Source organism: Mycoplasma todarodis (assembly GCF_004335995.1).
GTDB lineage: Bacteria > Bacillota_I > Bacilli_A > Mycoplasmatales > Metamycoplasmataceae > Mycoplasma_K > Mycoplasma_K todarodis.
The window spans coordinates 1-15,473 of record NZ_PSZP01000015.1 but is presented as its reverse complement, the minus strand read 5'-3'; the positions used below and the strand labels follow the sequence as shown (position 1 = coordinate 15,473).

Sequence of the window (15,473 nt, the reverse complement as noted above, 5' to 3'; positions counted from 1 at the left end):
ACTTTATGAAGGTTTTGGAGATGGTGGACTTATCTCATACCCACGTACTGACTCAACAAGAATGTCAGCTACATTCGTAAAACAAGCTCAAGCATATATTGCTAAAGAATTTGGTGCAGAATATGTATCATCAGAAGTTAAAGGGGTAGCTGGAGATCAAGATGCCCACGAGGCCATCCGTCCAACAAACATTGCGATGACACCTTCAAAAGCAAAAGGTATATTCTCTCTTAAACCAGCTGAATTTAAAGTTTATCAAGTGATTTACAATAGAACAATGCAAGCACTAATGGTTCAACCAGAAAGAGAAATCTTAAGATATGAACTTGTTAATGGAGAACACAGATTTAAAATGTCTGCTTCTAAAGTTGTATTTGATGGTTACTTAAAAGTTACAGGATTCTCAAATGATAATGAATTACCTGTTTATAATAAAGGTGAAATTGTTGATGTTCAAGAATACATCAAAGAAGCCAAAGCTACATTACCACCTGCCATCGGTGTAGGACGTCCTTCAACATTCGCTGCAACAGTTAATAAAATTAAAGAACGTGAATATGTAGAAAAAGAAGGAAGAGCTCTTAAACCAACTGAATTTGGTAAAGTTGTTTCTGAAAAATTAACTACTCACTTCCAAAAAATAATAAATGAAGATTACACAGCAAAAGTTGAATCTAGTTTAGATGAAATTGCTGAAGGAAATAAAGATTACAAAGAAACAATGCAAGAATTCTGAGATAAATTCAATGAACAAATTGAAAATGCTCAAGATACTATGGAACACACAAAATTAATCCCTATTCCTGCAAGTACTGAACCATGTCCAGAAGATGGAGGTCAGTTAATATTCAAACGTTCAAGAAAAGGTGATAAATTCATCGCTTGTGCAAATTGACCAGCATGTACATATACTGCTTCAGATCCTAATAGAAAGAGATGAACAGGTAAGAGAAATTGAACTAAAAAGAAATAGTTCTTTTTTTATGCTCTTTTTCCTTTATTAATGAATATTGATATAATTAGACATATTAAAAGAGATGTAAAAATATTAAGGGGGTTAACTGTGAAATTAAAGAGAAAAATATTGTTATCTACGTCTGCAATTATCGCAGTTGCTGCACCCGTGGTAGTGACTATCTCATGTAGTGAAAAAGACAAAGAGAGTTGAAATAATACCGACTCAAATGTATCAACCAGTTCAGCCGCAATAGATATTAATCTTAATAAAGAATTAGTATTCGAAGGTGAAGATGGTGCTGGTTCATTACAATTCCAATTTAAAAGAGGAGTAATTCCTATGCTTAGTCAAGCTAATGCAAGACTTGTTGTGGAGATTGCCAGATATAAAGAAAGTACTATCCTAAAAGATAATTACAAGGAAGTATTAAGTGCTGATTTTTCAAAACTAAATAAAGAAAATAAAGATGTCACTGAGAAAAAAGACTATATCAATCAAAAATTAGGGGCAATAAACAACTTAATGGTCGAAGATAAGGTGAGGGTAACTGTTTCAACACCTATGAAAGGTTATGAAATTAAAGATATTAATCCTCTAAATATCTCGGGAGAAAAATTAAAATACGAACCACTGAAACCTTCTGAAAAGTTAATTGATTTAGCTAAATATGCAATAGTGAACGATAGTTTAAAAGTAAATCTTGATAAGTATGAAAAGGGTAACTTAAATGATGTTATGCTTTCGATTGCAAGTGGAATGGGTATATTATTATCAAATGAAATGGATGTTACATTAGGTAATAAAGATCCGCTAAAAACATTCACTCCAATGATGTTATTTGAAATGATTAAGAAGATGAAAGAAAAGAACATTAAGGAATTTGACTTTTCTTACACTGACAAAGATGGGAAAACAAGGGAAAACATCTTTAAACTTGATCAAATGAAACCTATTGAAGACAATAAAGCTGGTGAAATTAGAAATGATAAGACTGTGTCAGATAAGATAAACCATGTGTTTGAAGAACTGGATAAAATATTTAACCCTACAACAGTTAAAACTGTAAGACGCAAAAAAGAAGATGCTAAACCAACAGTTAAACCAGATGAAAAATCACAAATTAAAACACCACAACCAAAAGGTGGGGTTGATGCAAAAATTAAAGAAGAAGTTAAAGATATTCAATGAGCAATTACAGCTGCAAATATTAACAACCAATATATGAATGTTGCTTCAATCGCTGATGATATAAATCAAAATAAATATCAAAAAGAAATAGCTGACCTAAAAGAACAAAGGAAAGATCCAACTTTAACTAAAGTACAAATCGAAGGAATTGATAAACAAATTCAAGTTAAACAAGATGAATTTTTAGAACAATCAAAAACATTCAAACATGAAAAAATTGAAGACAAATTAATAGCATTATCGAAATGAACAAATGTTAACTTAAACAAATCGAATGAAAGTGTTGAGATCACTGGTATCCTTGTTATTGCTAATCTCGATCATACAGTAACAATTGAAGTCGAAACAACTTCTAAAGATGGTAAAAAAGGTTATGTTTATGGAACATTGATAGGTAAAGAAATTCCGAAATTGACTAAAGGACCAACTGAAAGTGATGCAGAATTCCAAAAACGTCAAGATGCCCAAAAAGCAGAACTTGACAAATTAAAAACAAAAATAGAAACACGCGCAAGAATCATCCCAAACATCAAAGAATTCCAAAACTTAGTTTCACAATTAAAATTCAAAGAAGATAACATGACAAAACTTGCTGTTGTTGTTAGTGAAATTAATAAGGCTGCTGACATCGATAGTAAATTAGAGGCTCTTGAAAAATGAGGGAATGTTTCTATCCCTAAAACAATTAGAGGAACAGAGATAACTAATATTATAGCTAATGAAGATCCAATAACAGGAAAGATTCATCTTAATATTGAAACAACATCAAAAGACAGTGATCAAAATGACTTAGTTGTAAATATCTTAGGTGTTATTGTCGGTAAAACAAATAAACAAATTGATGAAATTGCAGAAGAAAATAAAAAACAAACAAATAATATAAACACAATTATTCGTCAACTTCAAAACAAGTCGATTAAAGATCAAGATTTCAAATATATCAAGAACATTATTGATGAAATAAATAGTATTGATAACTTAAGTAAAAAGATTGAAAAAATTAATGCAATCATGGGTTCAAATTTAAAATCAACTGCAGAAAACAATACAACAATCACTGGTATTAAAATTGAATCTAAACCAACAGGAGAAATGAAGATCATCATTACAACAAATACTCCAGGAGCATTAGTTCCAGAAAAAGATGTAACAATAGATGCTAGCGGTGAATCTGATCAAGTTATCTCTGAGAAAATAATTAAAGAGATTAATAAAGAAGATAAAACTATTACTGACCAAATCACTTCTGTAAAGGCAATTCTAGGAATTGATATACCAGAACAACAAGATGGTGGAAAAGTGGTTAAAATAGCTGCTAAACTTGATGAAAAAGGTGAAGTTGTTATTGATGTTTCAGTTAAAGCACCAAAAGAAATCAAGGCAAGTGATGATATAGATAAAGTAGCTGATAAAATTAAGCGTTTATTATTGAATTCAAAACTACAAGAGCGTTATAAAGAGGTATTGAAATCTAAGGATAACGATTTATTACTATTGATCGCAAATGTATGAGATGAAAAAACTTCAAATACTGAAGCGTTAGAAAGTTTAATTGATCTAGTTCTGACTTACTCAGATATCTTTAATAGATTGAAAGAATGAGAGTTCTTTAAGGATTGAGTAGAACAAACAAGAATGAGAAATCTAGATAAAATAGATGACATACTAATGGCAACCATATTAAGAAAATAAATAATTCATTTTTGGATTATTTTTTATTATGCAATTTGTTATTATTTATAAATAAGGGATAGGTGATTATGAAACAAGCAAACACAATTATAGTCGGTGGCCCAGTTGCCGTAGGAAAGTCTACATTAGTTAGGAATCTTAAGTTACCAGCAGTTCAAGAATTAGATGAAACTGATAAACTACAAGGGGCATTATTACAAGGAATGATGGAAGGTGATGGAATATCAGCCTACCTATTCCAATTTGATATGCTACTAAATAGAATGAGAATATATAAAGAAAGAGCTGAAACAGGTCTTTTACACGTGTTCGATAGATCAATCTTAGAAGATAAATTATTTGCCTTTAATAGATTTGGGGATGAAGAAGCTATTTGAAATTACTACTCAAAAATTTGAGAAGAAGAAGTTGCAAATATGTTGGAAATTGGTTTCCCAAAAATATACATCGTTTTAACATGTTCGTGAGAAGTATTCAAAGAAAGAGTTTACAAGAGAGATAGAAAATCTGAAATTGATAACTTCCACAAGAACAAAGACATCTTTAAATACCAAATTAATAATTACAAAAAATTCATGGAACAAATTTTTACTGAGTATGAAATTCCACATGTATTCATTGATACAGATGAATTAAACCAAGAACAAGTTCTTAAACAAGCAAAAGAAATACTTGCTAAGAAAGGAATTACTCATGAATAGGAAATATGCAAACCTAATAGTTGTTGGTGGTCCAGTTGCGGTTGGTAAATCAACCCTTGTTGCTTCATTGGGTCATCCTTATGTAGATGAATTAATGGAAGGGAATGTTGTTCAAGAAGAAATTCTTAAAGGTACTTACTCAGGTAAAAGAGTTTCACCAGAAGTTGTTCAATTATTCTTTGCAAAAAGAAGAGAACAAATTTGAAAGAAATCAGCATTCAAAGATGAATTACATATTCTTGATAGATCTATTTTCGAAACAGAAATATTCGCTAGAACAAATTTCTCAAAAGAAAGATACGAACTTTTTGCTGAATATGTAGACGAAACAATTAAGTTCATTCTTGAAGAATATGGTTACCCAAAGAAATACATCGTTTTAACATGTTCGTGAGAAGTATTCAAAGAAAGAATCTTCACAAGAAACAGAAAAGTTGAAGTTGATTCATTCAAAGCTAATGAAGAATTTTGAAAAGTTCACATCGAATCATATGAAAGAATAATGAGAAGAATATTTGATAAATATGACGTTGATGCTTCATTCATAAATACAGATTCTATGAACCAAGAAGAAGTTAAAGCTGCTGCTGATAAAATACTTAGAGAAGCAAATATAATCCAATAAATACCTTGGGGTATTTTTTTAATACCAACAATATTGCTATAATAAACAAAGAAAAGTAGGTATCAAATGACATTAAAACGTAAACTATTATTAACAACATCAACACTATTAGTAGCCGCAACTCCTGTTGCTACTGTTATTTCATGTGGTAAAACTAAGAGCATTGACAACAATATAAATGATCCGATTAATGATCAAGATGTCGTTATCGGTGTTTCAAATAGTAATTTAATTGTGTCTGGTAAAGATGGTTCTGGAACATTTAAATTTGATGTATCTCCAAATCTAAAGAAATTATTAAAAGATGCTGGAGCGACATATGAATATTTTATTAAAAGATATAAACAAGGTCCTAAATCTAAATTTATGCCAATCAATAAAACTCCATATACCGACCTTGATGCTAAACCTGCAATAAAAGATTTATCTATCGAAGATGAAATAAGAGTTAAGATTACTCTTAAAAAATCCGGATTCATTTTTAAAAATGGAAGTACTTTTCAAAGAAAAGTTACTGATTCGGAAAAAGATGGGCTAGATGTTAATTGATATAAACCAGCAACAATTACAAAAGAAGCGGACTCTATGGTTACAGTCAAAGGTGATACGCTTGAGGTTAATTTAGATAAAGAAGTTAAAACCAACGAACTTGTTTTTAAGATGGCAAAAGAATTAGGTCTTTTATTTGCTGATGATCCAACAAGATTTGTAGCAAAACTTGCTGACAAAGTTCCAAATCCAATCACAATGAAGGATATTTGTGAATCTTTAGATTTATCTTCTCCAAAAAGAACTTGAATCAAAAGGATTATTATTAAGAAAATTGGTCAAAAAGATGAAGTTCTAAATCTTGAAGATATGAAAAATAAAATGGGTGGAGCAAACATAAATTTAAAAGAACTTATTGAAAATGGGTTCAAGAAACTTTCTCCTTATAAGGATATAAAACTGGATGATAATAAAGTTGCTCCAGAATCTGTTTTTACCAGTGATGCAACCGCTTTAAGATTTGCAGCGGTTTATGGTAAAGTTGCAACCCCTATCAAAGATGAGTTGTTAACTATGATTGGTGCTATGAAGGATGATAAAGCTGCTCTTGGATTTATACCTAAATTAGCAATCGGATATGGGAATATTTTTAAATGAATGATTGGGACAAATACCTTCAAATCTTGGGTTGATGAAATGAGAGTAAGACCTGCAGATGTTAATGCTATTCCTAACATATTTATGGCAACTCTCTTTAGAAGTAAATAGTAGATTAAGATTAGTCCTTTTAGGGCTTTTCTTTTATAATGTTTTTATGACATTTAAAGAAAAAACAAAACTACATATAAATAACGAAGAAATTTTTAATAAATTATGCCAATATGTTGACATGATTGAGGAAACAAACAAACACATGAACTTAACAGGATTTACAGAAGATAGATTATGAGAAGAAGGGATTTATGAATCTATTATCGCTTTAGAAACTGGGATCAAAAACTCAGATGGCAAAGTATTGCTTGATATTGGAGCTGGGGCAGGATTCCCATCAATACCATATGCTATCGCTCATCCAGAAATCAAATTGGTTATATACGAACCAATGGGTAAAAGAGTCGACTTCTTAAACAGTGTTTCAAACGAACTAAACTTAGGTGTTGAGGTTCAAAAAATTCGTGTTGAGGATTCGAAAGAGATTGAAAGATTTGACATTGTTACTGCAAGGGCTGTCGTTAAATTTAAACATCTTTTAGAAGCATCTCACCATGTGGGTAAAATGAATTCATTATTTGTATTTGTTAAGGGTCCTAAGGCGCATATCGAAATTGAGGAGGCGGTGCAAACAGCTAAAAAATTCGGTGTATGAGCCAAAAGAAAAGAAGTTATTTCAGATAATAAAATCAATAATTTAATTATTTATAGAAAAGAAAAAGCGACTCCAAAAGGGTATCCAAGAATGTGAGCCACAATTAAAAAAAGTTAGTTATTTCATAATGTATGGGGTAAAATTGAAAGGATGAGTAACCGCAAAGGTTGCCATATCTATTAATAGGAGGTATATATGAATATATCAAAAAAACAAATATCACTAGGTGCTTTAGCTGCCGTAGCAGTAGTAGCTGTACCAGTAGCCACAACAATTTCTTGTGGTAAAAAAGAAGATAAAAAAGAAGATAAAAAAGACGATTCTAAAAATCAAGTTGATGCAAACGTTATCGAATTATCAAAAATGAAATCTGTTGAGGAATTAGTTGAAACAATTAATTCAAAATTAAAATTAGCGATGCCAGAAAGAGCTGATTTAATGGCGGTTATGGAAAACGGAATAGGAAAACTAAAAGAATCTTCATTTAATAAAATTAAAAAATATATGGATGGAATGAATCCTAACAATTTTAAAGAATTAATAGTTAAAGTTGGAAATGAAGAAATTAAGTGAGATTTAAAAAATTTATTAAAGAATGTTGAAATAGTAAAAAATTCTTTAAATAAAGGGTATGCGAAAATTAAGTCAGCGCCTGTTATAGACGGTTCTTCAGAAGTCCCTTCAGCTGGTGGTATGGTTGCTATGTTAGGGGGAGGCGACGGGATGACATTCGGTCTTGCTCTTACAGGATTTTCTACTTTAGAAGGTAATGGTTATGATGGTTACAATGGTATCTTAGATGCCTATCATGAATTCGCCAAGAAAATAATTTCATCAAAAGGATTTTTAGGGTGAATGAATGATAAGACATATGAAGTTATTTCATATAAATATGAATGAGACATGGCTTCAGCACGAAAATTTACAATAGCAGATACAAATAGTTATAAAGTAGGAGAAGGATTTGATAAACAAGAAGTGAGGGATACACTTCCTGGCCTTGTTAATTCACCAACTTTCAAGACTGAAGGTAACAACTTAGAAGCTCAATGAATAGCAGCTATTTTAAAAATGGCATAATAATCTAACAAGCATTGCTTGTTTTTTTATTTGTCAATACTGCCCCATTAAATACTTATTTAATGTAAATAAGGTAAAATACTTATATGAATGTTAGAAAAAAAGATGAAAAGACACTATATAAGAAGCTAAAAAGACTTTTAGCTGGTTTATTTATCGATATTGAACTTGTACAATACTTAAGCGCAAGAAAACTTTATAAGTTAATGTGAAGAGTTATCAAGTTACATGACAAATACGATTATTCAAAAAAAGAAGTTAAAGAACTTGCAAAAGTTATTGTTAACTCTGATTTTGAAAATGTTGATTTTAAAGACGCGACAGTGATTGCGGACTTTGTTGCATTCGCTATAGCAATTAACATTATCGAAAAAATAGAATATACAGAATGTCACGAAAGCACATATGTTAATCGTTTCTATTCTGATTTTCCTCTAACACTAGAATAGTTCCTTATATTTTTGAATGCTAAAAATACAAGGAGGTTTCTAATAATGAAAAAGAACCAAAAAAATAATGATCCAAAACAACAAGATCAACCCAAAAAAATATCAAGAGCTACACGCCTAAAACTTAAAGTTATGAATCGTGAAGTTAAAGAACATACACAAGAAGTTAAAGTTAATAGAAGAAGATTAAAATCTGAAGAAAGACATCAAGAAATCCAAGATAAAAAAGATATTAAGTTTATCAATAAGGAAAATAGAAGACCAAAAGGTGCTAGGAATTTAAAAAATATTAAAGGTAACATTATTGATCTTTCATATATCAAAAAAGTTTATACAACAAAGACTTTAAAGTTTATTGCCCTACAATCAACTTCTCTTTCAATTAAAAAAGGTGATTTCGTTGTAATTCTAGGACCATCAGGTTCTGGTAAAACTACTTTATTAAATATTATCTCAGGTTTAGATAGACCTACATCTGGTGATGTGGTTGTCGCTGATAGAAATCTTTCGGCATTGAAAGATGTTGAATTAACAAGATTCAGAAGAGATCATGTTGGTTTCGTATTCCAATCATATAACTTACTTCCATCACTTAATGTTAGTGATAATGTTGAAGTTGGTAGATCACTACAAAAAGACCCTCACAAACGTAAAGGTGTAAAAGAAATCTTAGATCAACTAGAAATGGAACCACAAGCTAAAAAGAGAACTTATGAGCTTTCTGGTGGACAACAGCAAAGAGTTTCTATTGCTAGAGCTCTTGCTAAGAGACCTGACATCCTAATTGGTGACGAACCAACAGGTGCTTTAGATACACATACTTCACTAAAGGTATTCCAATTATTCCAAGAAATTAATAAGAAAAACGATACAACAGTTATTGTTGTTACACATAACCCCAATGTTGCTCAACTTGCAAATAAAGTCATCCACGTTAAGGATGGTAAAGTACAAAAAGTGGCAGAACAAACACCTATTGATGCCATGACATTAAAGGAGATTTAATATGAGAAAACTTTTTAAGAACTCATTTAAATCATTTTTGGGTTCAAAACTAGCCATGATACTGTTATCACTTACAGTATTCCTATCAATTGCAGTATTTACCATGTTGTCTTCAACTTCATGGGCTTTTGACTCGTCGTATAATCAAGTGATAAGCACAGGTAAACTCCACGACTTTACCGTTAATGAAAAATATACAATTGATGGTAAAGATGGTATTTACCCTGTTGCTGGTCAAACAGAAACAACATATCAATTAAAAGATAATAAAACGATTAACAACAATACAATCGTTAAAGATAAAAAAGAGATTTACACTACAGAAGCTAAATTCACTGGTTTATTTAAAATCGAAAAGAAAGAAAAAGGAACATCTGCATTCAAGGAGATTAAACCAGGCTTGAAGTTGATGCTTCAAAATAGTAAAATTATCATAGATCAAACAACCAAAGATATTTCTAGTATCGAAGGTGGTATTGGCATGAAAATTGGAATAAATAATAAAGATAAATTTGATACATTACCAAACACAATACAAATCAATAATAAGACACAACCAACAACAACATTTTTAACAACAACCAATGATGAATATAAAATAACTCTTAATAAAGATTGAAAAGAAATTGAACAATCTTTAATCAAAGACATATTCTCTCAAACAATGGAACCAAAAGATAAGACAAAAGTTTATCTAAAAATGGACTGAAATAATACCACTGGTTCATATGAACAAGCTTTAAAGCAAAGCAAAATAACTTCGGAAAATGATAAATTAGTAAAAGATATATTAAACTCTCATGGGGTTCGTGAAGTATTCTTAGATATTAGAAATCCAAGTATTTTAGTTTTAAAAGCTAATAGTGACGTTAAAAAAATGATTGCTGAAGGACAAACAGCAATTAATGAATATGTTTCAAGCACTAAGTCACAATTATTTAAAAAAGCAACAATGGCCAAATATGGAAAATACCTTGCTAAAGATGGTATTAAATCTGTAGAAACAATTTATATCAACTCAGGTACAAACCAATATAAAGTTATCAACACTATAGACAACAAAGAAGAAGTTGATAAATTAGTTATGTTTAAAGGTAAGGAACCTGAAAAAGCTATGGATATGGCACAAATGAAAAAAATATTCTTAGATAATATAAATAAGGATAAAGCATTAGCAGCCCTATATAAACAAAATCCAAATAACCTTCAAAGCAGTAAAAAATATAAGATGGTATTTGATAATGGATTCGGTACTACTGCATCATTTACAGATCCAACAGCATATCAAGCAGCAATTACTGATGGTTATGCAAAAGAACATAATATAGAACCGATATCAACGGAAGATTTAAAAGAATTTAATAAACTAATATTAAATGCTGGAATCGACATAAAAAAGATTAATGCTATTTTTGAAATACCTAAATTTAAAAAACATGTACAAAAAATTGATCAAACACCTTATATCATTACTGGTATAGGTACAACACCTGATTTCTCATTCCCAATTATCAATCAACAAAACCCACTCCCAAATACAAAAACACAAGCATTGATGTTTACTAATGATCATGGGTATAGACGTATTGAAGATGCATTCCGTGGAAATCAAAGAGAAAACTATCTTGCATATAAATTTGCAAATGGAGTTACAGATTCCGAAAAACATATGGTTATGGATGGTATTACTGAAATATCTAAACAACATATGTCATGAGGTAATAATTTAGACCCTGTTTCAGGAGCATTTGATACTAATGAAAGAGTTATTCTTGCCCCTCAACGTATTGCTTTCTTAAGAAAGTTAAAACAATCAATAACAACAATATCATTCTTAACAACTGCATTACTTGGAGTTTTAACCGCCTTCATCATACTAATGGTTATTAAAAAACAAATATCATCGAAGCGTAAGATTTTAGGTACTCTATTAGCTAATGGTTATAGTAAGAATGAAATAGCTTGATCTATGACTACAATTGCCTTAATCATCGTTTTAGTTCCTGCAACACTAGGTTATGTTGTTGGACACTTTATGCAAAATATATTTATAAACATGTTCACCAACTATTGAACACTTCCAATTTATAACCACTCATTCTCTTGAGTAACTTTAATTATGGTTGTTGGATTACCTTTAATTGGTGTGATTCTATTCTCATATGTGGCGTCACGTTTAGCTCTGAAAGGAAGTTTAATTTCTATTCTTTCTGATTCTCAATCTAAAACTGCGGGTTGAATTACATCACAAGTCTTAAAACCACTTGCATGAATTGGTATTAAGTCAAAAATCACCATTTCATTATTTACATCTAATTTATCTAAAATGCTTTTAGTATTAGTAACAACAACAATTGCTATGGTTGCTGGTGGAATTGCATTCTCTATCATGGGAAGATTTAACTATGCACAAAGAATATCAAATGATAAAATAGCATATTCATTTAAAGTTGATATGGCCTCACCAACATACGAAGGCGGATTAATGAAAAGGATTAATCCTAATCAACTTGGTATGCAGGGAGGTAGTTGAGCAACTACTTCATCAAATGATTATTCAAATATTTTCGTTGAAGAAAAAGCGGATGGAATTGCTAAAGATAAAAGAATTTCAAATCCCGGATCATATTTCCATATTCCGACAAGTAATGATTTAAATGAAAAAGATAAAGTAGATTACCTAAGAAATAGATTGCAATTCAAATCACTATTAAACTTCGAAATTTCAGGTGATTTAAATCCATGAAAAGCTGCATTAAGTTCAATGCCTGAAAACCAAAGAAATATTGCTGATATAAAAGAAAAAGAATTCGTAAAAGCATTAAATGTATGAGCAAAAGAAACTAACACACCTTCAATACTTAAAGCAACTCCTTCAGAATGAGAAGAAATAGCTGGTCTAAACGGTTTCTTAACTAAAGCAGTGCGTAATGATTATGAATTCGAACCAGAAGCTCTTTATTCAAATAAAAAAACTTGAGAACTTTATAAAAGATTCTTATTCTGTGGTCTAAAAGAACAAATTTCTAGATACAACCACAACCAAGAGTATCACTTACCTTATTTCATCTCATATAACAATATAACTACTGATAATAGTGATGAAGTTTATACTCACATTGATATTGACTTTAAAGGTAAAAATATCTCAGGTCATGAAGAGGTAGTTAACACAACAATCACTGGTGTTAATCCAAAAACAAAAATGGTTAAATTTGATGAAGGTCTTTTAAAAAGATTTGATGATTTCCACTATGATGTTACAAGAGATAACGAACAAGTTGTTCCTGTAATAATTAATACTTACTTCCAAAAGGCTTATAACCTTGAAGAGGGTGACATAATTGATATTGATATTAAAAATAGAGCGGATAGATTCCACTCAAACAATAAACACGCTGCACGTGCAATGGTTATTGGTATTCAAGAATCATATGATGGTCCAAAACTATATACAACACAATCAATAGCTAATGCTAAATTAGGTTGAGTAGATCCTATTCAAAATAAAGAAGCGTTTAATGGAGTTTATACAACATCAACCAATCCAATGATTTTCCAAAACATTTCTCTATACTCTCCATCAGGTATTTATCCTGGTGCGGATATCATTAGAACAAGTAATGCAAAACTTAATGATGCAATTAAAGCACATGTGCAAAGTAATTATCCAAACCCTAAAGCAGCAGATGTGGCGTCTTACTTAAATGTTTATAGTAATTCACCATACATATCAACATTCTCTTCAGCTAACTGAGCAGCTATGTCTAGATATGCATTTAAAAATATTCTTGACCTTTCAGGTAAATTAATTTGAATGGTTGAAGCAATTGCTATATTCATCGCAATTCTATTCGTTGCAATCATTGCTTCGATGATTATTTCAGATAATAAGAAATTTATTTCTACCATGAAAGTTCTTGGTTATAGAAATAGAGAAATACGGCGTATGTTCTTCAGATCGTTAATTCCAGCGATAATATTAGGACTTCTAATTGCTATACCGATTACCATTGGTGCTCTGTTTGCAATTAAAGCAATTATCATCTCATTCGGTGCTATATTGGTTCCGATATCAATGATAGGTTGAGAGTTAATATTAACATTCTTCCTAATAACATTTGCATTCGCAATTATCTACTATGTATCCATGAGAAAACTCGGAAACGAAGAAACTCTGGAAGCATTTAAAGCATAAGTTATACTTATGTTTTTTTATTATCTTTTTAAATTGGATTTAATGATGTAAAATTGATAGTATATGAGCATCAAAAACAAAAGAAATCTAAAAGAAGCTTCAGAAGTTAATTCAGAACCAATAAAAAGTGGTTATGATGAAACTGAATTAATTGAAGTTGTCTCAACATTTTCACAAGCTACAGGACTACAACTTGGTAAAGAATTAGCCAAGTGAATTGCTGTGGGTTCTTTCATGGGTGCTTCAGATGCTATACCTGGTTATTGTGGTGGAACTTCTATGGCTCTTCTTGGAGTGTTTAAAAAATTGGTTCTACTTACAAAATCAATCTTCATTCCCGAAAGTGGAATAACAAGACTTAAAGCTTTCTTATTTATGCTTCCATTTGGAATTGGATGAATACTTGGAGTTTATGGAATTGCAAAAGGAACAGAATTCTTAGCTGATAAAAGAAATCTTGGTCTTGAACTATTGTTCTTCTTCTCAACATTCGTTCTATTTTCAATCCCTATGTTTATTCAAGGTGAGAAACCAGAAATAGGACTCAAACCCAAAAAGCGGAAGAACTTATGGATTCGGAGAATGGTTTTCATAATGGGATTCACCATGATGATCGGATTGGCATGTTGAATTAGATTTGGTAGTCAACACGGAATACACTTTGGTGACGAACAACACAAAGGCAATAATGCTGGAGTGTGACATCCGACTGCTAAGAATGTACTGATGCTAATGGTTGTTGCATTCATTGGTGGGATATTCACAATTACACCCGGTGGTTCAGGAGCGATCATTCAGTTATTATTCCCAGGGGATGAACCTGCATTCAGAATGTACCAAACAATTCACTGAAAAATAATGGCTAACTTCCATGGTGGACACGGAACAAACTTTTTAGGGTTGATATTATTTGCAACATTCACAATGTTAGGAATGATAACAATGATCTTCCTGTTTGCATGATTATTCAAAAAACACAAAAGAACATTTGCTGCTGCAGCATTTGGAATGATGGTAGCATCTTCAATTTCACTATTAATAATTCCTCACGATAACTTATGAAGAAACCTATCAAGTTCACACTCACACTATATTGGACATAGATTAGGAGTGGCAGCTGCAATAATAATGGCTATGTCATGTTCACTGTCGTTACACTTCTACACCAAACACCAAAACAAACAAAAAGCTAATCGTAAAAGAGGTATGGAAGTCATCAAAGCTAAAACAGCATTATGAATTTGAATTAAATCATTATTCACAAAAGAATACTGAAGATTCAAAGTTATGAAAGTTTACATGAAGGCAAAAGCATTTTTTACAAAGGAATACTGAGAAGAAGTTCGTCACCATCACGCTAAAGACGCTGATGAAAAAAGACAATCAATTGATGATAAAAACAATGATAATGATAAAATTAAGAAAATAAAAATAGACTAAGGAGACAGAATGTCAAGAAAATTTACAGAACAAGAACAAGTAAGAAGAGATAAACTTGCTAAATATGAAGAAATGGGTGTTAAACCATATGCACCAAAACAAGACTATACACATACTTCTGCACAACTGGAAGAAGAATTTGGGAAATTCACAAAAGATGAATTACATGAAAAGAAAATAATTGTTTCAGTAACAGGACGTATGATGGGTTCAAGAGGACCTTTCATCGTTGCTAAAGATCCTTCAGGACAACTACAAGCATATATTGCTAAAAAAGAATTC

The 15,473-nt window shown here is 30.9% G+C and carries 11 protein-coding genes and 1 pseudogene; all 12 read left to right on the top strand.

The genetic code is table 4. The features are described 5' to 3' along the window. Window positions 1-973: DNA topoisomerase (locus C4B25_RS02460; protein ID WP_210725171.1), on the top strand; the 973-nt coding region annotated here is incomplete at its 5' end. A 90-nt stretch (window positions 974-1,063) separates the two neighbouring features. Further along, window positions 1,064-3,838: a hypothetical protein gene (locus C4B25_RS02455; protein ID WP_131613481.1), complete on the top strand. Its 2,775-nt coding sequence runs from the start codon at window positions 1,064-1,066 to the stop codon at window positions 3,836-3,838. Window positions 3,839-3,906: 68 nt separating this feature from the next. Continuing rightward, window positions 3,907-4,539: a deoxynucleoside kinase gene (locus C4B25_RS02450; RefSeq protein ID WP_131613480.1), complete on the top strand. Its 633-nt coding sequence runs from the start codon at window positions 3,907-3,909 to the stop codon at window positions 4,537-4,539. Beyond that, window positions 4,532-5,164: a deoxynucleoside kinase gene (locus tag C4B25_RS02445; protein WP_131613479.1), complete on the top strand. Its 633-nt coding sequence runs from the start codon at window positions 4,532-4,534 to the stop codon at window positions 5,162-5,164. The genes C4B25_RS02450 and C4B25_RS02445 overlap by 8 nt, the downstream gene beginning before the upstream one ends. A 66-nt stretch (window positions 5,165-5,230) precedes the next feature. Beyond that, on the top strand, window positions 5,231-6,421 hold the full coding sequence (locus C4B25_RS02440; RefSeq protein WP_131613478.1) for a hypothetical protein: 1,191 nt from the start codon (window positions 5,231-5,233) through the stop codon (window positions 6,419-6,421). A 46-nt stretch (window positions 6,422-6,467) separates the two neighbouring features. Then, window positions 6,468-7,136, top strand: coding sequence for a 16S rRNA (guanine(527)-N(7))-methyltransferase RsmG (rsmG, locus tag C4B25_RS02435; RefSeq protein WP_131613477.1), 669 nt, complete (start codon window positions 6,468-6,470; stop codon window positions 7,134-7,136). 78 nt (window positions 7,137-7,214) lie between these two features. Beyond that, on the top strand, window positions 7,215-8,099 hold the full coding sequence (locus C4B25_RS02430; RefSeq protein ID WP_131613476.1) for a hypothetical protein: 885 nt from the start codon (window positions 7,215-7,217) through the stop codon (window positions 8,097-8,099). Between the two features lie 86 nt (window positions 8,100-8,185). Next, a complete protein-coding gene (locus C4B25_RS02425; protein WP_131613475.1) occupies window positions 8,186-8,548 on the top strand; it encodes a hypothetical protein in 363 nt (120 codons plus the stop codon). A 45-nt stretch (window positions 8,549-8,593) separates the two neighbouring features. Beyond that, window positions 8,594-9,553 carry an ABC transporter ATP-binding protein gene (locus C4B25_RS02420; RefSeq protein ID WP_131613474.1) on the top strand — a complete coding sequence of 320 codons (960 nt, stop codon included), beginning with the start codon at window positions 8,594-8,596 and terminating at the stop codon, window positions 9,551-9,553. 1 nt (window position 9,554) lies between these two features. Then, entirely contained in the window at window positions 9,555-13,751 is a 4,197-nt protein-coding gene (locus C4B25_RS02415; protein ID WP_131613473.1) for an ABC transporter permease, read from the top strand. A gap of 63 nt (window positions 13,752-13,814) precedes the next feature. Beyond that, a complete protein-coding gene (locus C4B25_RS02410) occupies window positions 13,815-15,191 on the top strand; it encodes an undecaprenyl phosphate translocase family protein (RefSeq protein WP_131613472.1) in 1,377 nt (458 codons plus the stop codon). Between the two features lie 9 nt (window positions 15,192-15,200). Beyond that, window positions 15,201-15,473 (top strand): annotated as a pseudogene (locus C4B25_RS02405) (lysine--tRNA ligase); the annotation flags it as partial.